Raw genomic sequence first — 21,161 nt, 5'->3', positions numbered from 1 at the left:
TTTTCGCCCGCCCTTTTTTTCATTTATGATGTCTTTTTTAAATCTTCCTTCGACCAAAGAACAGCGCGCGGCTTGCTTCCTTCATACGGGCCGACGACGCCGCGCTCCTCCATGGCATCAATGAGCCGAGCGGCGCGATTGTAACCGATGCGGAAGCGGCGTTGCAGCATCGAGACGGAGGCGCTTTGCATTTCAACGACAAGACGGACCGCCTCATCGTACAACTCGTCTTCAAGGGCTGAGGAAGAGGGTTCGCTGTCTTCGACGAACATCTCCTCATAATATTGCGCCTGCTGCTGTCCGATGACAAACCGAACGACGTCTTCCACCTCTTGGTCGGAGACAAACGCCCCTTGGACGCGCACTGGTTTTGAGGCCCCCATCGGCAAAAACAGCATATCGCCGCGGCCGAGCAGTTTTTCCGCCCCGCCCATATCCAAAATGGTGCGCGAGTCGATTTGCGATGATACACTGAAGGCGATGCGCGACGGAATGTTCGCTTTGATGACGCCGGTGATGACGTCCACCGACGGGCGCTGGGTGGCGATGATCAAATGGATGCCAGCGGCGCGCGCCATTTGCGCCAAACGGGTGATCGCCTCTTCCACATCCGAGGAAGCCACCATCATCAAGTCGGCCAATTCGTCGATGATCACGACGATGTATGGCAAAAGCGGCTGCTGTTCCGACGCCGTTTCGTTATGGTGGCGGATATGCTCGTTATATCCTTCAATGTTGCGCGTGCCGGTATGCGAGAACAGCTCGTAGCGCCGCTCCATTTCTTGGACGACTTTTTTCAGCGCCTGGGCCGCTTTTTTCGCGTCGGTGACGACCGGTGTCAACAAATGAGGAACACCGTTGTACACACTTAACTCCACCATTTTCGGATCGATCATCATCAGCTTCACCTCATGCGGCTTCGTGCGCATGAGCAGGCTGACGATAATGCCGTTGATGCAGACGCTTTTGCCGCTGCCGGTCGCGCCGGCGATCAACAAATGCGGCATTTTGTTTAGTTCTGCAGCGACGACTTCACCGGAGATGTCGCGCCCAAGCGGAATCAAAAGCTTCGCCTTGTCCCGTGTATGCTCAATGGCTTCCAGCACTTCGCGCAGCGAAACAGTGGCGATCTCTTCATTTGGCACTTCGATGCCGATCGCGGACTTGCCGGGGATCGGTGCTTCAATGCGGATGTCTTTCGCCGCCAAAGCGAGCGCCAAATCGTCGCTTAAGCTGACAATTTTGCTCACTTTCACCCCGACGTCCGGATACACTTCATATTTCGTCACCGCCGGACCGAGGTGCACTTGCGTCACTTTCGCCTTGACGCCGAAGCTTTGGAACGTTTTCTCCAGTTTTCGCGCGTTGGCGTAAATGTTCGCATGATCGGCCGATTGCCCGGCCGGCTTCGGCAGGCGAAGCAAATCAAGCGGCGGCAGGTCGTAATTGGTGTTTTCATGCTCGGAAAACGCAAGCGGCGGCGCCGGTTTGTCCTCCTCCCCCCCACTGTCGCCTTCCACCAGTGGATTCTTCTCTTCTTCCGGCTCAGCGGCCGACCGGACTGCGGCAAAATCGGAAATGATCGGCGGCGGGGAAAGCAATTCCTCATCCGGCTCGACGCTGCTTGCTTCAGCCGGCTCGTCTTCCCGCTTTGCGGCCGCCCGCCGCGAGCGTCGGCTTCGGCCGCCGCTTTCCTTGCGCTTCCTCCCCGCCCGCCATTGCTTGATATCTTCGACAAACGCCAACCATTCTTTTCGCACAAACGCTGCGGCAAAAGCAACCCATTTGCCGGCCGTCTCGCGCAGCGATTTCCCGGTCAGCACGACAAAGCCGACGATGAACAGAAGGAAACAAATCCATTTCGTCCCGGGCGAATCGAACAGCTGGTAGCTGGCGGCAAATAACAGGGCGCCGACCATTCCGCCCCCTAAATCCACATCGGCCGCCTTGCCGCTTGCTTCGTTCCAAAACAGCCCCCACGTCGTCCGAATGATGCTCGGATCAAGCTCGCCGCGCCGCGACATGAGTTCAAACAGCTTGTCATGGCTCAAAAGCAGAAGCGCCGCGGCGATGGACGAAGCGCCGACAAACGGGCGGCCCGTCCATGACGGCCACTCCCGCCGCCACATGACGATGAGCGATAATAGGAAAAGTCCGCCTACTAATAGCATGTACCATTCGCCGAAAAAAAAGCGGCCCACAAGCACGAGCGTCTCCCCGACAAGCCCGAGGCGGGCCATCGCAACGACAGCGACCGCGAGCAAGCCAAGTCCGATCAATTCAAAGCGGATGGTTTCCGTCCATGGCTGTGTTTTTGACGGTTTCCCTTTTCTTCTTCGCTTTCGTTTCGCCATGATCGTTCACTCCAGCATGAATGAATTGGCAAGCCGGAAAAAAGCAGCCAACAATGGCTGCTTTTTTCCGTTTGTTTACTATTATATCATGAACGGCTGAACAATTCATTACGATGTTGCCAGAGAAGCCGGAAATCGCGCCCCAGGCGCATATTTGGCGTTTAAAAAATGGAACGGATTCGTGCTTAAGTTTTGTACGATTTCATATTCTCCCGTTTCGACAGATTGGACGAGAAACGGAATGCCATCGTAATACACCATTTTCCGCTTCTCATAAACAGCGGCATCGACCGGAAAAATCAAATGTTCGGGCATGATCGTATACAAAATCATTGGATCATCTTCCCTTCCCCGTTTTTCCTCATCGCGATCAGCTCGCGCAGCTTCGCCATCGCTTGGGACACGCCCCCGACTTCATCGATGAGCCCATACCGAACGGCGTCAGGCCCAACGACGTTCGTGCCGATGTCGCGCGTCAAATTGCCTTTGGAAAACATGAGCTCTTTAAACTTTTCCTCGCTGATCTTCGAATGTTTCGTCACGAAGCGGACGACGCGCTCCTGCATTTTATCCAAGTACTCAAACGTCTGCGGCACGCCGATGACAAGCCCCGTCAAACGGATCGGATGAATCGTCATCGTCGCCGTCTCAGTGATGAACGAATAGTTGCACGACACAGCGATCGGCACGCCGATCGAATGGCCGCCGCCAAGCACAACGGAAACAGTCGGTTTCGAGAGCGAGGCGAGCATTTCGGCAATGGCGAGCCCTGCTTCCACATCGCCGCCGACCGTATTTAAAATGACGAGTAGCCCTTCAATTTTCGGGTTTTGCTCGATGGCCACAATCTGTGGAATGACGTGCTCGTATTTCGTCGCCTTATTTTGCGGAGGCAGCTGAATATGCCCTTCAATCTGTCCGACGATCGTCAAACAATGAATGTTCGTATCGGGATCCATTTGCGGGACGTTCGTCTGCCCAAGCTGGGTGATGGCCGCAGTCGCTTCCTCGGCCTTTGTTTCCGGCTGTTCGCCCTCGGTTTCCGCTTGAAAATAACGTTCCTTCTCCATCCATTTCGTCTCCTTTCTTGTCGATCATACGCTTAGTATGGCCGAAAGAAAAAAGAAAAATGCCGGCAACGACTGACCGTTTCCGGCATTTTCCAGTTGACTTTGAGCATGATTGCATTATACTTCCATAATAATAGGCAAAATCATGGGTCTGCGCTTCGTTTTTTCAAATAAAAACTGGCTTAACGCTTCACGGATGTTCGCTTTCAACGACGACCATTCAAGCATGTACGATTCAAGGCAGCGCTCGATGATTGCCGCCACCATTTTCTCTGCTTCCTCAAGCAGTGTCTCAGACTCGCGCATGTAGACGAACCCCCGCGAAATGATTTCCGGGCCGGCGGCGATCGTTTTCGCTTCTTTATTCAGCGTGACGACGGCGATCAAAATGCCGTCCTGGGACAATAAGCGGCGGTCACGCAACACAATGTTGCCGACATCGCCAATGCCGAGGCCATCAATTAAAATGTTGCCGTACGGCACTTTGCCGCCGGGGCGGGCGGCACCGCCGCGGAACTCGATCACTTCGCCTTTGTCGATTAAAAACGTCCGCTCCTCCGAGATGCCGACCGCCTTCGCCAACCGGGCGTGCGCTTTTTGCATCCGATATTCCCCATGCACCGGAATAAAGTATTTTGGCTTCATTAAATTGAGCATCAACTTTAATTCTTCTTGGCAACCGTGCCCAGATACGTGCACTTGCCGGTCGCGGTAAATCACGTTGGCGCCGGCCCGATACAAGGCGTCGATCGTTTTCGCGAACCCAAGCTCATAGCCCGGCATGACGGATGCGGCGACGATGACGGTATCCCCTTCTTTGATGTTCACTTGTTTGTTCGCTTGACGCGCCATGCGCCAAAGCGCGCTCATCGGCTCGCCATGCCCGCCGGTTGTCAAAATGACGAGCTCGCGGTCATGGTAGCGATCGATATCGTGCGCAGAAATCGTCACCTTGTCTGGAACGTGCAAATAGCCAAGGCGCACGGCGATGTCCATTACTTTATGCAGCGTTTTGCCGATGACTGCCACTTTACGCCCGGATTGGCGGGCGGCGTACAGCACTTGCTGGATGCGGGTGATGTTGGAAGCGTAGCAGGCAACAAACACGCGTCCTTTCGCATGGCCGATCACGTCAGCGATCTCATAGGCGACTACCGTATCGGAGCCGCTGTAGCCGGGGCGTTCGGCGTTTGTGCTGTCCGACAAAAGACACAGCACCCCTTCTTCGCCGATTTGCGCCATTTTCCCTAAGTCGGTGCGGTTGTTGCCGTACGGGGTTTGGTCAAATTTAAAATCGCTCGTGTACACGATCGCACCTTGCGATGTATGCAGACTGATGCCGATCGAATCGGGGATGCTGTGGATCGTGCGGAAAAACGTCACTTTCGCCTTGTCAAACACGAGCTCCGCATCCGGATGAACTTCATTGAGCTTTGCGCCCGACACCCCTTGTTCTTTTAACAGCGCCTCCGCCAACCCGAGCGTCAGCTTCGTTCCGTATACCGGCACAGACAGCTGCTTGAGCACGTAGGCGATCGCCCCCATATGCTCCTCGTGCCCGTGGGTGAGAAAAATGGCCTGAATGCGATGCTGCCGTTCAATCAAATAGGTGATGTCCGGGATCACTTTGTCGATGCCGAGCATTTCGTCTTCCGGAAACATCACCCCGGCGTCGATGACAAAAATGTCCTCGTCCAATTCGACAACATACATGTTTTTGCCGATTTCTCCGACTCCCCCAAGGGCAAAAATGCGTATTTTCTCTACCGGCTTTATTTTCGATTTCAAGGCTGCGTCCTCCCAATTGTGATGCTAACCCGCTCAAAGTCACTTGCTTTTATTATAACGAATCGATGCTGAAAAACACAAGATGGTTCATTCACCAGCCAATGGATTTCACAGCCAAGGCAAAAAAAGGCCCCAACGCGCAAGCAAAGCGTTGGGGAATCGTTTCGTTACGACAGCGCATCGAGCAGGCGGCTTAGCTCCTTCCGCTCTTGTTCGGCAAGCGGCACAAGCGGAAGGCGCACCGAACCAACGTCCAGCCCGCGCAGCTGCAGCGCCGTTTTCACCGGCACCGGGCTTGGGGCGGCAAACAAGCCTTTCATGAGCGGCAGCCATTTTCGATGCAGCGCCGCCGCCTTCTGATGATCGCCCGCTAAAAAGGAACGAATCATTTCCTGCATTTCATTGCCAATGATGTGCGAAGCGACCGAGACGACGCCATTACCGCCGATCGCTAGCACTGGAAGCGTCAAGCTGTCGTCGCCGCTGTAGAGCAAAAAGTCGTCCGGCGTACGCTCAATGATTTCCGCCATGGCGTCCAAATTGCCGCCCGCTTCCTTGACAGCGACAATGTTCGGAACTTCGGACAGCCGGATGACCGTCTCCGGAGCAAGACTCACCGACGTGCGCCCTGGAACGTTATACAGCATCACCGGCAGCGATGTGCTTTCGGCAATCGCTTTGAAATGTTGATACAGCCCTTCTTGGTTCGGCTTGTTGTAATACGGCGCCACAAGCATGACAGCATCGACGCCCGCCTCTTCCGCCTTTTTCGTCAGCTCGATCGACGCGCGCGTATCGTTCGTGCCCGTTCCAGCAATGACCGGCGCCCGGCCGTTGACGACGGAGACGACATGGCGAAAAAGCGCGATTTTTTCCTCGGTCGTCAACGTCGGCGACTCGCCGGTCGTGCCGGCGACAACGAGCGCATCTGTGCCATTGTCAAGCAAATAGTTGACAAGCTCCGTTGTTTTTGCCAAGTCGAGATTCCCTTTTCGGTCAAATGGCGTAACCATCGCCGTTATGATGTTCCCGAACTGAACCACGGTTTTCACTCCTCGCTCCAAATCGCTTCATCTTCGCCCGCATCCGCCTCGGATAAACAGAAGGCGTCATGCAGAGCGTTGACCGCCTTTTCCATATCGTCTTGCTTCACTAGCACCCAAATCGTCGTATGGCTGTCGGCGGACTGCAAAATTTGAATGCCTTGCTCCGACAAGGCAGTGACGATTTTCGCCGTCACCCCCGGTACGCCGGCAATGCCGGCGCCGACGACCGACACTTTGGCGCATCGGGGCGTCACGGCCGGTTCGTAGCCGATGCGGCGCAGGGCGGCCACCGCTTTTTCCGTCATGTCGCCGCTCACGGTGTACACAACACCGTACGGGGAAATGTTGATAAAGTCCACGCTGATCCCTTCATGGGCCATCGCTTGAAACACATCAGACTGCAGCTCATAGTGGCCTTCTTTCGCCAGCACTTTGATTTGTGTGACGTCGGCGACGTACGTAATGCCGGTGACAAGCCGCTCTTTCACATCGCTTCCTTTTCGGCCGCGCACCGATGAAGTGACGAGCGTCCCGGGGGCATCGGAGTACGTCGAGCGAATGCGCAGCGGCACTTTCGCCTGCATGGCGATCTCCACCGCGCGCGGATGGATCACTTTCGCCCCTTGGTACGCCATGTTGCAAATTTCCGTATACGTAACGACGTCAAGCGGCCGGGCGCTCTCAACGATGCGCGGGTCGGCGGTCATGACGCCGTCGACATCGGTGAAAATATCAACCCACTCCGCGTTTAACGCCGCGCCGAGCGCTGCCGCCGACGTGTCGCTCCCGCCGCGGCCGAGCGTTGTTATGTCGCCGTTTTCCGCCATGCCTTGAAAGCCGGCGACAACGACGACGTCGTATTGCCGAAGCGCCTCAAGGAGGCGGTCGCAGCGCATTTCGAGAATTTTCGCGTTCGTATGATCGCTGTTCGTGCAAAATCCTGCCTGGGCGCCGGTGAACGCCGTCGCTTTGATGCCGTGTTCGTTCAACAAGTTGCTGAACACAACGCTTGAGATGATTTCTCCGCACGCCATAAGCATATCTTGCTCTCGTTTTGTGACATGGTGATGAACGCCGCCGATCAAACTAAGCAGCGTATCGGTCGCATATGGATCGCCGCAACGTCCCATAGCCGATACGACGGCCACGACTTTATAGCCATCTTCCAACGCCCGTTCAATATGGCGGCGCGCCAAGTTCCGCCCGCGCTCGTCGCGGACGGACGTGCCGCCGAACTTTTGAACAATGAGTTTCATGCTAACACCTCGATGCTTTTTCAAATGAGCCCGAGCTTCAACAAACTTTCTGCGATTTGCACCGAGTTCGAGGCTGCACCTTTTAGCAAGTTGTCAGCGACAATCCATAGATGGAAGCCGCGGCGGTTGTCCAAATCGCGGCGGATGCGGCCGACAAACACGTCGTACTTGCCGACGCAATGGGCCGGCATCGGATACAACTGTTCGCTCGGATCATCTTGAAGCACGACGCCCGGCGCTTCGCGGAGCACCGCCTGCAAGTCAGAGGCGGTGACGCCGTCTTGTTCAATTTCGATGTACACCGATTCCGAATGGCCGCTCGCCACCGGAATGCGCACGCACGTCGCCGCCACTTTCAGCTCAGGCATATGCATGATTTTTTTTGTTTCATTGATCATTTTCATCTCTTCAAACGTGAATCCATTGTCTTGAAACTTATCGATTTGCGGAATGGCGTTGAACGCAATTGGGTAATGCTTCCGGTCCGATTTCACTGGCAAAATGTTCGCCTCAACCGGCTTGCCTTCGAGCACGGCTTTCGTCTGCTCGTTGAGCTCTTCAATGGCCTGCGCTCCCGCCCCGGAGACGGCCTGGTACGTCGAGACGATGACGCGCTCTAAGCCAAACGCTTTTCGAATCGGCTCCAACGCCACGACCATTTGAATCGTCGAGCAGTTCGGATTGGCGATAATGCCGTTATGCCACGTCAAATCGCTTTCGTTCACTTCCGGAACGACAAGCGGCACGTTTTCCTCCATCCGAAACGCGCTCGTATTGTCGATCACGATCGCCCCGCGCCGCACCGCTTCCGGCGCCAGCGCTTTCGATACGGCGCCGCCGGCGCTGAACAAGGCGATGTCGACCCCGTTAAAGCGCTCGGGCGATGCCGCCTGCACTTCGATCTCCTCGCTGCGAAAGCGCATTTTTTTGCCGGCTGACCGCTCCGATGACAACAAAGTCAATTTTCCAACCGGGAAGTTCCGGTCTTCAAGCGTCCGCACCATTTGCTGCCCAACTGCCCCCGTTGCTCCGACGACAGCGACATGATATTGTTTTTGAGCCATCAACCATTCTCCTTCCACATCGTCACTCTAAGAAGTGAATTCATAGTCTTTATTTTATCACATTCCGCTGTGGACGAGAGAACATTTTTATGCGGAACATTGATTTTTGATTCAGTTGTAGCGGAACCGCTCGATAATGACCGGCTGCAGCTGCTTCCCTTCAAGCGCGGCGAGAATCGTATCGCGCAAAAGCGGCATGTAGGCGACCATGGAGTTCGGCTTCGCCTGCGGGGCGTCTTGGCCGAACGGGATGAAATAAATGTTTTTTGCTGCCATAAGCCGCATTAGATTGACGCCGTTTAAGCCGAGCGCATCGTTCGTGGAGATGCCAAGCACGACCGGGCGGTGGTTGCGCATCGTCGCTTTCGCTGCCATCAGCACGGGGGAATCCGTCATGGCATTGGCCAGCTTGCTCATCGAGTTGCCGGTGAGCGGGGCGATCACCATGCAGTCGAGCGGGATTTTCGGTCCGAGAGGTTCTGCTTTGACGATCGTATCGATCACCTCGTTTCCGGTCAGTTGCTCCAGTTTTTTCACCCATTCTTCCCCTTCCCCGAAGCGGGTGTTCGTCGTTTTCACCGTATAGGTGACGATCGGCAGCACCTCCGCTCCTTCGTTGACAAGCTTCTCGATCTCCGAGAACACCGCATCATATGTGCAATGCGACCCGGTGAGGCCAAAGCCGATCCGTTTTCCTTTCAAGCTGTTTCCGCTCATGCATGATTCTCCTCCCGTTTTTGTAAATCTGCATATAACAGCTGCGCCAAGACGTTGGCGATGATTTGCCCAGCTGTCTTCGGCGCGACGATCCCCGGCAGCCCGGGCGCCAAAATGGCTTTCACTCCGCGTTTTTCGGCATAGCGGAAGTCAGTGCCGCCCGGTTTTGACGCCAAATCGATAATCAGCGTATGGGGCGGCATTTTGGCGATGACGCTCGCCGTCACGATGAGATGAGGCACGGTGTTGATGCAGACGTCAATGTCACGCACTTCTTTTTCCAAATCGTTTAAGTGAAACGGCACGAGCCCCATTTCTGTAATGCGGGCGAGATGCTCCGACCGGCGCGCCCCGACTTTCACTTTCGCCCCCAACGCGGCGAACGTCCGGGCGACGGTCATGCCAACGCGTCCAAGCCCCAAGACGGCAACGCATGAGCCGTGGATCGTAAAATCCGTATGCTGAATGACCATCATCACCGTGCCTTCCGCGGTCGGAATGGAGTTGTAAATGGCGACATCGTCGCGCTCAAACAACTGCACGTGCTTGCGCCCTGTTTTTTTCACCAATTCGTCCAAATACGCGTTGCTGATGCCGGAATAAATCGTGCATTGCCGCGCCGTTTTTTGCACCATCTCTTCTGTAAACGGAATCGGTTCGTGGGCAAACACGCTGTTGACGTTTCCGTCCAGCGTCGTGCCGTGAACCGGCAAAATGATCGCATCCAAATCGGCAAAATCGACTTCGCCAATCGGCAGCTTCATCGCCCCGGTGAAATGATGGGCGAGCTGGTCGAAGCCGACAAGCGACAACTTCGCGTCGAGTTCAACGAGTTTGCGGATGACTTCAAGCTGCCTAGCATCGCCGCCGATGATGGCGATATGCATTCCTGTCAGCATCATGTTGTACGCTCACCTTCTTTTCTGGCAAACTGCTCCGTTTCCTTTCCCATCTTATGTTGGAGGGAAAATATAGGTGAATATCCTTGCAGGAAAAAATGGGCGATATGCGCCCAAAGCTGACAAGAGGCAGTCATTTTTTCTGTTTTTGTTCCTTACATATAAAGTAAAGAAGCGAAAAAGGAGGAAACCAGCATGAGGCTGAGCGAATTAAGCGGAAAAGAAATTGTCGATGTAAGCCGAGCCGAGCGGCTCGGGGTGCTCGGGCAGACCGATTTGGAAATCAACGAGCAAACGGGGCAGATCGAGGCGCTGCTCATCCCAACGGGAAAATGGTTCGGGTTTCGCAAAGACGGACAGGAAATTCGCGTGCCGTGGAAATATATTCGCAAAATCGGCGCCGATATGGTGATGATCGACGTCCCCGAGGAAGGGTGAAAGAGGCGGAAACGAAAAAGCTAACAACCTAGCGAAAGGTCGTTAGCTTTTTTGAGCTCGGTCTATGAACGGAGCGGGCGCGGCAGCACGCCGTCCGGGCTGATTAAGGCGAGCGCGTAATCGTCCGTGAAAACCGTGCGCGCCAGTTCGTTTACTTTTTCCACCGTGACACTTTCAATCTCTTCAATGATCTCATCAAGCGAGCGGTGGCGGCCGAGAAGGAGTTCATTTTTGCCGTTGCGGCTCATCCGGCTGTTCGTGCTCTCGAGCCCAAGCATCAGGCTTCCTTTCATCTGCTCTTTGCTGTTATGCAACTCTTTTTCGGTCACTCCGTCCTCCTTCAGCTGGCGAATGGTCTGCTGGATCGTTTCGAACAGCACATCAAGCTGGCTGCTTCCTGTGCCGGCGTAAATGGCGAGCAGGCCGCTGTCTTGGTAGGCGGAATGGTACGAGAACACCGAATACGCCAATCCGCGCTGTTCGCGCACTTCCTGAAACAGCCGGCTGCTCATGCTGCCGCCTAAAATATTGTTCAAGATGAGGAGCGGGTACGCGTCCGGATGGCCGATCGGCAACCCGTTGAATCCGATGCATACGTGCGCCTGCTCAGTGTCCTTTTTGCGCGCGATCTTTTGCGGCACAAACGCCGGCGTCCCTGAAGAAGGCGGCTTGCTCTCTGCGGCGAACGAGCCGAAATAGCGCTCGACCTCATCAATAAACCGTTCGTCGACGTTGCCGGCGACCGAAATGACGACGCGATCCGGTGTATAGTAGTCCGCCATATATTGGCGCAGCGTGTCGCCAGTAAACGTGCGCAGCGTCTCTTCCGTGCCCAAAATCGGATAGCCGAGCGGATGACCCGCATAGCACGCTTTGCCGAGCAAATCGTGGACGATGTCATCCGGTGTATCTTCATACATTTTGATTTCCTCGAGCACGACGTTGCGCTCCTTTTGCAGCTCATCCTCCACAAATGTCGAGTGGAAAAACATATCGGCGAGCATTTCAAGCGCCAGCGGCGCGTGTTCATCCAACACTTTGGCGTAGTAACACGTATACTCCTTCGATGTAAAGGCGTTTACTTGCCCGCCGATGCTGTCGAATGCTTCCGCAATGTCCCGGGCCGTGCGCGTCGTTGTCCCCTTGAAAAACATATGCTCTAAAAAATGGGAAATGCCATTGGTTTGCTCCGTTTCATTGCGCGAGCCGGTCCCGATCCATATGCCGATGGCCACCGACCTTACAGTCGGAATTTGCTCGAGCACGATTCGCACACCGTTTTTGCACGTATATTTGTTAATCAACTCCATGTTCCTCCTGTTTGTTTGCCAGTCTTTTCTCATCGAATAAGGCCGTCAAGCTGCCTAGGGCGTAGCCTTTTTGCTTAATCGAGGTGATCAGCTCGTCAAGTGCAGCCGCCGTCGGCATCGTTGGGTGCATCAAAATGATGGCGCCAGGATGAACTTTCGATGTCACCCGTTTCACTATAACAGATGGCGACGGTTTTTGCCAATCAATTGTATCGACGCTCCATAGAATCGTTTTCATGCCGAGTTCCGCGGCGACCTCGACGACCTCGTCGCGGTAGCTGCCGCTTGGCGGGGCAAACCATTTGCATTTCACCGATGTCGCCGCCTTAATCACTTCGTTTGTTTTCTCGAGCTCGCGGCGGATGTCATCGACAGCGAGCGTTTTCATATCGGGATGGCTGTAGGAATGGTTGCCGATTTCATGGCCAGCGTCTGCTATCATTTTTGCCATCTCCGGGTGTTTTTTTACCCATCGTCCTTCCAAGAAGAACGTCGCCTTGACATTGTATTTTTTCATCGTCTCAAGCATGTCGGGGAGGTATTCTTCCCCCCAAGCGACATTGACCGCAAACGCCACCATCGGCTTGTCAGGATGGCCGCGGTAAATCGGCGCCGGCGGCAAATCGTCCAAATGGACGCGCGGGGGCACTTGACGGAACACGAGTTTTCGCTCATCAAACATCCCCGTTTTCTTCATGTTTTGATAGGAGGCGTCAATGTCGACGGCGAGCCCGTTGTAGCCGGGCGTCGCCTTCCATACTTTATCGATGACCGCATCTTGGGCGGGAATTTCATATTGCTTCGCTTGTTTGACGATCGTGTCGTACAGCTTGTCGCGCTCTTTCATCGCGGTTGTTTCCATCGGGCGCCAGCTCGCGATGTAATCGCCAACCGGAGGCCAATGAACCGCCGCCCAGGCGGCAAGAAACATGACCGCTAGCGCCATATAGCGGGCAATTCCGTTGTTCACCCTTGTCCCCCTCCTTTTTTACTACTACAACATATGTCTTAGGGGGACAGGATAGAACATAACAAAAGAGCCTTAAGAAACAAATTCCTAAGGCTTCATGCGATGGCGCTCCGGCCGTCTTCCTCGTTTTTCCCTAGATTCCCGCGGCAGTTCCCCTCCAATGTTGCGGGCATCGCGCAACACCGCTTTGCGCGACAGGTTGACGCGCCCTTGCTTATCGATTTCCGTTACTTTCACTAAAATTTCATCGCCAATCGAAACGACGTCTTCGACTTTGCCGACCCGCCCTTCAGCGAGCTCGGAAATATGGACAAGCCCGTCTTTGCCGTTGAACAACTCAACGAAGGCGCCGAATTTTTCAATCCGTTTCACTTTGCCTAAGTACACTTGGCCGACTTCGACTTCACGGACGATGTCTTCGATGATTTGCTTCGCTTTTTGGTTGGCTGCTTCATCCACAGACGAGATGAAAATCGTGCCGTCTTGTTCGATGTCGATTTTGACGCCGGTTTCGTCGATGATTTTGTTGATCTGCTTGCCGCTTGGTCCGATCACCTCCCGGATTTTGTCCGGGTTGATGTGCATGATCAAAATTTTCGGTGCATATTTGGACAGCTCTTTGCGCGGTTCGCTGAGCGTTTGCATCATATGATCCAAAATCTCGAGCCGCCCTTTGCGCGCTTGCATGAGCGCCTCTTCCAAAATCTCGCGCGTCAATCCTTTTATTTTAATGTCCATTTGCAATGCCGTCACGCCTTTTCTCGTGCCGGCGACTTTAAAGTCCATATCGCCAAGATGGTCTTCGATGCCTTGAATGTCCGTCAAAATCGTGTAATGGTCGTCGTTTTTCACAAGCCCCATGGCAATGCCGGCGACCGGTGCTTTAATCGGCACCCCAGCATCCATCATCGCCAGCGTGCTGGCGCAAATGCTGGCCTGCGATGTCGAGCCGTTCGACTCCAGCACTTCGGAAACGAGGCGGATCGTATACGGGAATTCGCGCTCCGACGGCACGACCGGCTCGAGCGCCCGTTCGCCAAGCGCCCCGTGTCCGATTTCACGACGCCCCGGCCCGCGCATCGGCCCGGTTTCCCCGACGGAAAACGGCGGGAAGTTGTAATGGTGCATAAACCGCTTCGATTCTTCAAGGTCAAGCCCGTCCAAAATTTGCACGTCGCCAAGCGCCCCAAGCGTACAAATGCTCAACACTTGCGTCTGCCCGCGCGTAAACAAACCGGAGCCGTGCGTGCGCGGCAGGACGCCGACCGCCGATGAAAGCGGACGGATTTCATCGACTTTGCGCCCGTCCGGACGGATTTTCTCGACCGTGATCAAACGGCGCACTTCCTCTTTTACGAGTTTATGCAAAATTTCCTGTACTTGCTTGAGCTTCTCCTCATCCGCTTCTTCCGCCTCATATTTGGCGATGACGCCAGCTTTCACATCTTCAATGGCAGCATCGCGCGCCAGTTTCTCCGGCACTTGCACCGCTCGCTTAATGTCCGCTTCAGCAAGCTGGCGGATTTCCGCCTCCAGCGCTGGATCCGGCTCGTAAAGGACGACTTCCATTTTTTCTTTGCCGACTTGGGCGGCGATTTCCTCTTGGAAGGCGATGAGCCGCTTCACTTCCTCATGGCCGAACATGATCGCTTCCAAAATCACTTCTTCCGGCACCTCATCTGCCCCGGCTTCCACCATGTTGATCGCATCTTTTGTGCCGGCGACGACAAGATGCAGATCGCTTTTTTCCATTTGCTCGACCGTCGGATTGATGACAAACTGGCCGTCGACGCGGCCGACGATGACACCGGCGATCGGCCCTTCAAACGGAATGTCGGAAATCGTCAGCGCCACCGACGAACCGATTAAGGCCGCTACTTCCGGCGCGCAGTCTTGATCAACGCTCATGACCATCGAGACGACTTGCACTTCGTTGCGGAATCCTTCGGCAAACAGCGGGCGAATCGGTCGGTCGATGAGACGGCTCACCAAAATGGCTTTCTCGCTCGGGCGACCTTCGCGCTTAATAAACCCGCCAGGAATTTTTCCAACCGCATACAACCGTTCCTCGTAGTTGACGGTGAGCGGGAAAAAGTCAACGTTTTTCGCCTCTCGCGACGCGGTGGCTGTGCTCAACACGACCGTATCGCCGTAGCGGACGAGCGCCGCGCCATTCGCCTGTTTCGCCAGCTCGCCGGTCTCAATGATGAGCGGCCGCCCGGCCACATCGATGGAAAACACGCGTTTCTCTTGTTCCATACAGACGAGTACTCCTCTCTATGTACAGATGAAATTATAGATCCGCTGATGATTAGTATAGACGAATTGGCACCATTGTTATCATCGCCGTGTCAATCACGCCTATAAACTAGCAAAAAAGCGGGAATGCTCCCGCTTTTTTATCGACGTAATCCAAGTTTCTCAATCAATTCACGGTAGCGCGCCACATCTTTCTTGCGCAAGTAGGCCAATAAGTTGCGGCGCTTCCCGACCATTTTCAGCAAGCCGCGCCGTGAATGATGGTCTTTTTTATGAATGCGCAAATGCTCGTTCAAGTTGTTGATTTGCTCCGTCAGGATCGCAACTTGCACTTCCGGAGAACCAGTGTCGTTCTCATGGATTTTAAACTGCTCGATGATTTCGCGTTTGCGCTCCTGCGTCAATGCCATCCTTGTTCACCTCCCTAGTCCTAGATCCCCGATTGCCGAGCGGGCGTCGGTGACTCGCCTAGCCAAGCAATGGTTCGCATACATTGATTAGAATACCTCTTTTTCCGGCAAAATGCAAGTCTTTTCGCTGAAACAGCGGAAATACTGCTCCGCCTCTTTCTTGTCGCGGGCGATTTGCGCCGTCAGTTCATCGACACTGGTAAACTTCTGCTCGCTCCGCAGACGGCGGTGCCACTCAATGGTCATCGTTTGTCCATAAAGATCGCCGGAAAACTCGAATAAGTGCACCTCAATATTCGGCAATCCTTCGCGCGTTTTATGGAACGTCGGTTTGTAGCCGACGTTCGCCACCCCTTCATATACTTGCCCGCCGATCACCGCCTTGACTGCATAGACGCCGACTGCCGGCAAGGCATAATCGCTGTTTAAAGCGATGTTCGCCGTTGGAAAGCCGATCATCCGCCCGCGCCGTTCCCCGGCAACGACCGTTCCTTCAAGCTCATAAAAGCGGCCGAGCAGGCGGGGAAGCTGTTCGACCGCCCCGTCTTCGAGCAGTTTCCGCACCCGGGACGAGCTCACTTTTTCCCCGTCGACCGCGAGCTTCGGAATGACCGTCTGTCCAAAGCGGCCGCGCGCATGAATCGGCATCGTCTCCATCGTTCCTTTTCCGAACCGCCCATAAGTGAAATCGAAGCCGGCGACGACATGTTTCACGTGCAACCCGTCCAAATATTGGTCAACGAACGCTTCTGGCGACAGCGCAGCAAACGTCGGCGTAAATTCAACGATGTACAGCCGGTTGACGCCAAGTGATGCAATCAGCTGCTCCTTTTTGCCAAGCGGCGTGATCGAGCGCAGCTCGGACTGTTTGCCAAGCACAACGAACGGATGAGGATGAAACGTCATCACCGCGCTTTCGTACCCACGCTCGTTGGCGATCTCGACCGCGGTACGGATCACTTTTTGATGGCCGAGGTGGATGCCGTCGAAATAGCCCAGCGCCATCACCGTCGGAGGGAGCGCCTGGCGTTCGAGACGGTGGGGATGCGAAAGAAACAGCGTTTCCATGTCCATGACCTACCTTCTTTATTTCCGCGCTGCACCCGCGGCGTTAACGAAACACTTTGAGCGGTTTCATCAAGCCGGGGCGCGCCGGATGCTTCACGTACAGGGCCAGCGCTTCCCGCTCGGGCGAAACAAGCACGACCGGCCCGTCAAGCTTCTCTAAAAAAGCGGGAAGCCGGAGCAGCGCCCCGTTTTTTACCTTCTCTGCTACTTTATCATTGATTTCATATTTCGGCAAATGAAAAAGCGCCCGCTCGATCGGGATGAGCAAGGCATCAGCCGTCCCGTCGGCCGCCCGGCGCTCAACGTCTTCAAACGTTACGCAATCTTCAAGCCGAAACGGCCCGGACGCCGTACGGATGAGGTCGGACATATGCGCCGGATAGCCGAGCCGCTCGCCGATCATCACCGCCAGCGTACGCACGTACGTGCCTTTGCTGCACGTGACGCGAAAGCGAAATGACACCGTTTCCCCAAAGAATTGTTCACGTTCATCAAGCAGTTCGAGCTCATAAATGGTCACGCGCCGCGTCGGACGTTCGACTTCGATGCCGGCGCGCGCGTATTCATACAGTTTTTTGCCGCCCACTTTCACCGCGGAGTACATCGGCGGCGTTTGCTCAATTTCTCCGGTCAAGCTGTCAAACACCGCTTCGATTTCCGCGCGCGCAATCGGCCGGTCAACCGGACGGGCGGCGATGATGTCGCCGTCCGCATCTTCGGTTGTCGTCGCGGCGCCAAGCGTCACTTTTCCTTCATACGTTTTCGTCGTCCCGGTCAAAAACTCGGCGATGCGCGTCGCCTTGCCAAGGCAAATGGGCAGCACACCGGACACGTTTGGGTCAAGCGTGCCGGTGTGTCCCGCTTTTTTTACGCCAAGCAGACGGCGCACTTTGGCCACGCAGTCGTGAGACGTCATCCCTTTCGGTTTATTCAGCAGCAATACCCCGTCCATCGACGCACCCTTTCCGTTTCCATGATCATGAATGGAAATGGATAGACGGTTCGTCTATCCATTGTTCGGCTCCCCATCCGCCTCTTTCGCCGGGTGGTCATCGCTTGAAATTTGCCGGATCAGCTGTTCGATGCGGCTGCCGTATTCCATCGTTTCATCGATTTCAAAGAAAATTTCCGGCGTCTTGCGAAGGCGGATGCGCTGCCCGATTTCCGAACGGATAAACCCTTTCGCTTTCTCGAGCGCCTTCAACGTCTCTTCCCGCTGCTTGTCATCGCCGAGGATGCTGATGTACACTTTCGCCTGCTGCAAATCACCGGTGACCCGCACATCGGTCACCGTGACAAAGCCGATGCGCGGGTCTTTCAGCCTGCGGCTGATGATGTCGCTCAACTCTTTTTTCATTTGCTCGCCAACGCGAGTTGCCCGTATATTCATCACCCATCACCTCGGTTACAACCACTCGAATGATGTGGCCGCCCGCTCCAGCTCAGGGAACGAGTCGATCAAAGCAAGCGCCCGCTCGAGCTCCCGTTCGGTCGCCCGGCGGCTGGACGTAATGGCAACAAGGCCGATTTTGGCCCGCTGCCATGCGTCTTGATGATCAATTTCGGCCACAGAGACGTTATATTTTTGCCGGATTCTTGTCATGACCCGCTGCAGGACGGCCCGTTTATCCTTGAGAGAGCGGGCGTTGTAGATGATGCATTCGCACGCGGCGAAGCCGATCATGCCCGGGCCACTTCCTGCATGATGTATGCTTCGATGACATCTCCTTCTTTGATATCATTGAAGTTTTTGATCGTCAACCCGCATTCATACCCTTGCGCCACTTCGCGCACATCGTCTTTATACCGCTTGAGCGAATCGATTTCCCCTTCGTAGACGACGATGCCTTGGCGAATGAGGCGCACCTTGCTGTCGCGGGTAATTTTGCCGTCCGTGACATAGCAACCGGCGATCGTGCCGACTTTCGATACTTTGAACGTTTGCCGCACTTCCGCCTGACCGATCACTTTCTCTTCGTACTCCGGATCGAGCATCCCTTTCATCGCCGCTTCAATTTCCTCGATGACATTGTAAATGATGCGATGGAGGCGGATGTCGACTTTTTCCGATTCAGCGGCGCGCTTTGCGTTTGCATCCGGACGGACGTTAAATCCAATGACGATGGCGTTCGATGCCGTCGCCAGCGAAATATCCGATTCGGTGATGGCGCCGACAGCCGCGTGGATGATTTTCACCCGCACGCCTTCCACATCGATTTTTTGCAAGGCGGCGACAAGCGCCTCAACCGATCCTTGAACATCGGCTTTGACGATCAAATTCAGCTCTTTCATTTCGCCTTGCTTAATTTGTTCAAACAAATCATCCAAGCTGACGCGCGTTTTGGCGCTTCGCTGCTCCTGCAGCTGCCGCTGCGCCCGCGCCTCCGCGATTTGCCGCGCCTTTTTCTCATCCTCAAACACCATGAAGCGGTCGCCGGCTTGCGGCACTTCATGCAGCCCCGTAATTTCGACTGGCATGGACGGAGTCGCCTCTTTGACGCGCCGGCCGCTGTCGTTCACCATCGCGCGCACGCGCCCGTATGTTGTGCCGACGACAATCGGATCGCCGACACGCAACGTTCCCGCTTGAATCAAAAGCGTTGCCACCGGGCCACGCCCTTTATCAAGCTTCGCTTCGATCACCGTACCGACCGCACGCCGGTTCGGGTTGGCTTTTAATTCTTCCATCTCACTGACAAGCAAAATCATTTCCAAAAGATGATCAAGGCCCTCTTTCGTTTTCGCCGACAACTTGCAGAAAATCGTATCGCCGCCCCATTCCTCCGGAACGAGGTTGTATTCCATCAATTCTTGCATGACGCGGTCCGGGTTCGCTTCCGGCTTATCGATTTTGTTGATGGCGACAATAATCGGCACGTTTGCCGCCTTGGCGTGGTTGATCGCTTCCACCGTCTGCGGCATGACCCCGTCATCCGCGGCAACGACAAGAATGACGATATCGGTCACTTGCGCGCCGCGCGCCCGCATCGTTGTAAACGCTTCATGCCCCGGCGTATCGAGGAACGTAATTTTTTTGTCATTGACCGTCACTTGATACGCACCGATGTGTTGCGTAATACCGCCGGCTTCTTGCTCCGTCACTTTGGAATGGCGGATCGCATCAAGCAACGTCGTTTTCCCGTGGTCGACGTGCCCCATGATCGTCACGACCGGCGGCCGTTCAACCAAATCTTCCGGCGCATCGACAATTTCGATCGCTTCAAAGTTCGTCTCATCGATCGTCACTTTTTCTTCGACTTCAACGCCGTAATCCGAGCAGATGAGCTCGATGGCGTCTTTGTCTAAATCTTGGTTGATTGTCGCCATCACGCCGAGCATAAACAGCTTCTTAATAATTTCCGACGGTTCGCGGCCAAGCTTTTTCGCCAGTTCGGCCACGGTAAGCGAGCCTTCAAACGTAATTTTTTTCGGCAGCTCTTTTTCTTTTTTCGCCGGCTGCGGCGCTTGTTTGGCGGCTGGTGCTGCCTGCTTTTTCCCTTTCGCCGGCCCTTTTCCTTTCTTTTTCGCCGCTTGGAGCAGTTTCTTTTCTTGCTGTTGCGCCTCGGTTTTTTTCGTTTCCTTCCCTTTTGGCGCTCCCTTTTTCTTCGCCGGTTTCATTTTCGCCTCTTCTTTGCTGTCGTCAAACATTTCCTCATCAGCAAAATCGGCCGCTTTCGCCGGCGTCGGCCGTTTCGGCTTCTCCGTTTTCTTTTCCGCTTTTTTCTCTTCTTTTTTCCCGGTGTTCGGGCGATATTGATGGTCGAGTTTTTCGACGACATCAGCCTCCAGCATCGCCATATGGTTGTTCACTTCAATGTTCATTTCTTTCAATTTATGAATGACGTCCTTGCTTGGAACGTTCTGTTTTTTCGCGTATTCATACACACGCATTTTCGACATACATTCACCCCCATTAAGATCAGTCGAGCATCGTTTGCAATTGGCGCGCAAACCCTTCGTCGATGACAGCGACAACGACGCGGGCGTCCTTGCCGATCGCGCCGCCAAGCACATACCGGTCCGGCACTTTGCAAAGCGGGACGCCATAAAACGTGCATTTGTCCGTCACTTTTTTTTCGGTGTTGACCGATGCGTCTTGCGAAAGCAAGACGAGCCGCGCCCGACCCCGCTGCACTTCTTTGACGACAAGCTCCTCGCCGGAGACGACTTTGCCCGCCCGCTGCGCCAATCCAAGCAGCGATGCCCAACGGTTATGCTTCATGTCCGGCCTGTTTCTCCTTTTCCGCCAAGGCGAGCAATTCGTCATAAATCGCATCATCGATGTCTGCTTTTAAATGGCGGGCCAAAATGTTTTTCTTTTTCGCCTGCAAAATGCATTCCGGATCAAGGGTAATATACGCGCCGCGCCCCGCCTTTTTGCCGGTTGGGTCGATCGACACTTCCCCCTCTTTCGAGCGGACGATGCGCACCATCTCCCGTTTCGGCTTCATCTCTCCAGTGACGACGCATTTGCGCAACGGAATTTTCTTTTGCGCTGCCATTTTTCATTCC

At 54.8% G+C, this 21,161-nt stretch carries 21 protein-coding genes; 1 reads left to right on the top strand and 20 read right to left on the bottom strand.

Features of this window, described 5'->3' with window-relative positions; genetic code table 11:
• Nucleotides 1-23: 23 nt before the first annotated feature.
• From QWV57_RS06120 to dpaA, 9 genes are all read right to left on the bottom strand, one after another.
• Nucleotides 24-2,354 (bottom strand): FtsK/SpoIIIE family DNA translocase, encoded by a 2,331-nt coding sequence (locus QWV57_RS06120; RefSeq protein ID WP_015374440.1) that lies wholly within the window; start codon nucleotides 2,352-2,354, stop codon nucleotides 24-26.
• Between the two features lie 108 nt (nucleotides 2,355-2,462).
• The gene (locus QWV57_RS06115) at nucleotides 2,463-2,687 is read right to left on the bottom strand and encodes a YlzJ-like family protein (RefSeq protein WP_013145716.1); all 225 of its coding nucleotides are present in this window, start codon (nucleotides 2,685-2,687) and stop codon (nucleotides 2,463-2,465) included.
• Complete coding sequence (locus tag QWV57_RS06110; protein ID WP_015374439.1) at nucleotides 2,684-3,424, bottom strand: ClpP family protease; 741 nt, start codon at nucleotides 3,422-3,424, stop codon at nucleotides 2,684-2,686. Before QWV57_RS06110 ends, QWV57_RS06115 begins: the two co-directional genes overlap by 4 nt.
• Nucleotides 3,425-3,541: 117 nt before the next feature.
• Nucleotides 3,542-5,212 (bottom strand): ribonuclease J, encoded by a 1,671-nt coding sequence (locus QWV57_RS06105; protein ID WP_063192393.1) that lies wholly within the window; start codon nucleotides 5,210-5,212, stop codon nucleotides 3,542-3,544.
• A gap of 167 nt (nucleotides 5,213-5,379) precedes the next feature.
• Nucleotides 5,380-6,255, bottom strand: coding sequence for a 4-hydroxy-tetrahydrodipicolinate synthase (dapA, locus tag QWV57_RS06100; protein WP_015374437.1), 876 nt, complete (start codon nucleotides 6,253-6,255; stop codon nucleotides 5,380-5,382).
• 5 nt (nucleotides 6,256-6,260) lie between these two features.
• The gene (gene dapG, locus QWV57_RS06095; protein ID WP_011230776.1) at nucleotides 6,261-7,514 is read right to left on the bottom strand and encodes an aspartate kinase; all 1,254 of its coding nucleotides are present in this window, start codon (nucleotides 7,512-7,514) and stop codon (nucleotides 6,261-6,263) included.
• Between the two features lie 20 nt (nucleotides 7,515-7,534).
• Nucleotides 7,535-8,578, bottom strand: a complete 1,044-nt coding sequence (asd, locus tag QWV57_RS06090) for an aspartate-semialdehyde dehydrogenase (RefSeq protein ID WP_015374436.1) — start codon at nucleotides 8,576-8,578, stop codon at nucleotides 7,535-7,537.
• Nucleotides 8,579-8,689: 111 nt separating this feature from the next.
• Nucleotides 8,690-9,295 carry a dipicolinate synthase subunit B gene (locus QWV57_RS06085; RefSeq protein WP_020756309.1) on the bottom strand — a complete coding sequence of 202 codons (606 nt, stop codon included), beginning with the start codon at nucleotides 9,293-9,295 and terminating at the stop codon, nucleotides 8,690-8,692.
• A complete protein-coding gene (gene dpaA / locus QWV57_RS06080; RefSeq protein WP_013145722.1) occupies nucleotides 9,292-10,197 on the bottom strand; it encodes a dipicolinic acid synthetase subunit A in 906 nt (301 codons plus the stop codon). Before dpaA ends, QWV57_RS06085 begins: the two co-directional genes overlap by 4 nt.
• A gap of 192 nt (nucleotides 10,198-10,389) precedes the next feature.
• Between dpaA and QWV57_RS06075 the strand changes: the two genes are divergently transcribed.
• The gene (locus tag QWV57_RS06075; RefSeq protein ID WP_011230772.1) at nucleotides 10,390-10,632 is read left to right on the top strand and encodes a YlmC/YmxH family sporulation protein; all 243 of its coding nucleotides are present in this window, start codon (nucleotides 10,390-10,392) and stop codon (nucleotides 10,630-10,632) included.
• 62 nt (nucleotides 10,633-10,694) lie between these two features.
• On the opposite strand, the gene QWV57_RS06070 is transcribed toward QWV57_RS06075, so the two are convergent.
• The 11 genes from QWV57_RS06070 to rnpM all read right to left on the bottom strand — a co-directional run bounded on the left by QWV57_RS06070 (nucleotide 10,695) and on the right by rnpM (nucleotide 21,151).
• Nucleotides 10,695-11,942, bottom strand: a complete 1,248-nt coding sequence (locus QWV57_RS06070; protein ID WP_013145723.1) for a M16 family metallopeptidase — start codon at nucleotides 11,940-11,942, stop codon at nucleotides 10,695-10,697.
• Nucleotides 11,929-12,912 (bottom strand): polysaccharide deacetylase family protein, encoded by a 984-nt coding sequence (locus QWV57_RS06065; RefSeq protein WP_015374435.1) that lies wholly within the window; start codon nucleotides 12,910-12,912, stop codon nucleotides 11,929-11,931. Before QWV57_RS06065 ends, QWV57_RS06070 begins: the two co-directional genes overlap by 14 nt.
• Nucleotides 12,913-12,999: 87 nt before the next feature.
• A complete protein-coding gene (pnp, locus tag QWV57_RS06060; RefSeq protein WP_015374434.1) occupies nucleotides 13,000-15,171 on the bottom strand; it encodes a polyribonucleotide nucleotidyltransferase in 2,172 nt (723 codons plus the stop codon).
• Between the two features lie 140 nt (nucleotides 15,172-15,311).
• Nucleotides 15,312-15,581, bottom strand: coding sequence for a 30S ribosomal protein S15 (rpsO, locus tag QWV57_RS06055; RefSeq protein ID WP_011230768.1), 270 nt, complete (start codon nucleotides 15,579-15,581; stop codon nucleotides 15,312-15,314).
• A gap of 87 nt (nucleotides 15,582-15,668) precedes the next feature.
• Nucleotides 15,669-16,649, bottom strand: coding sequence for a bifunctional riboflavin kinase/FAD synthetase (gene ribF / locus QWV57_RS06050; RefSeq protein ID WP_033006431.1), 981 nt, complete (start codon nucleotides 16,647-16,649; stop codon nucleotides 15,669-15,671).
• Nucleotides 16,650-16,692: 43 nt separating this feature from the next.
• Nucleotides 16,693-17,601, bottom strand: a complete 909-nt coding sequence (gene truB, locus QWV57_RS06045) for a tRNA pseudouridine(55) synthase TruB (RefSeq protein WP_013523418.1) — start codon at nucleotides 17,599-17,601, stop codon at nucleotides 16,693-16,695.
• A 54-nt stretch (nucleotides 17,602-17,655) separates the two neighbouring features.
• Nucleotides 17,656-18,039 carry a 30S ribosome-binding factor RbfA gene (gene rbfA / locus QWV57_RS06040; RefSeq protein WP_015374432.1) on the bottom strand — a complete coding sequence of 128 codons (384 nt, stop codon included), beginning with the start codon at nucleotides 18,037-18,039 and terminating at the stop codon, nucleotides 17,656-17,658.
• Nucleotides 18,040-18,054: 15 nt separating this feature from the next.
• Nucleotides 18,055-18,333: a DUF503 domain-containing protein gene (locus QWV57_RS06035; RefSeq protein ID WP_015374431.1), complete on the bottom strand. Its 279-nt coding sequence runs from the start codon at nucleotides 18,331-18,333 to the stop codon at nucleotides 18,055-18,057.
• On the bottom strand, nucleotides 18,330-20,549 hold the full coding sequence (gene infB / locus QWV57_RS06030; RefSeq protein ID WP_015374430.1) for a translation initiation factor IF-2: 2,220 nt from the start codon (nucleotides 20,547-20,549) through the stop codon (nucleotides 18,330-18,332). The genes QWV57_RS06035 and infB overlap by 4 nt, the downstream gene beginning before the upstream one ends.
• Nucleotides 20,550-20,568: 19 nt before the next feature.
• Entirely contained in the window at nucleotides 20,569-20,871 is a 303-nt protein-coding gene (locus QWV57_RS06025; RefSeq protein WP_015374429.1) for a YlxQ family RNA-binding protein, read from the bottom strand.
• Complete coding sequence (gene rnpM, locus QWV57_RS06020) at nucleotides 20,861-21,151, bottom strand: RNase P modulator RnpM (protein WP_011230761.1); 291 nt, start codon at nucleotides 21,149-21,151, stop codon at nucleotides 20,861-20,863. Before rnpM ends, QWV57_RS06025 begins: the two co-directional genes overlap by 11 nt.
• Nucleotides 21,152-21,161 lie beyond the last annotated feature (10 nt).

Source organism: Geobacillus zalihae (genome assembly GCF_030414215.1).
Taxonomy (GTDB): domain Bacteria; phylum Bacillota; class Bacilli; order Bacillales; family Anoxybacillaceae; genus Geobacillus; species Geobacillus zalihae.
This window is presented reverse-complemented; position numbering and strand designations above follow the sequence as displayed.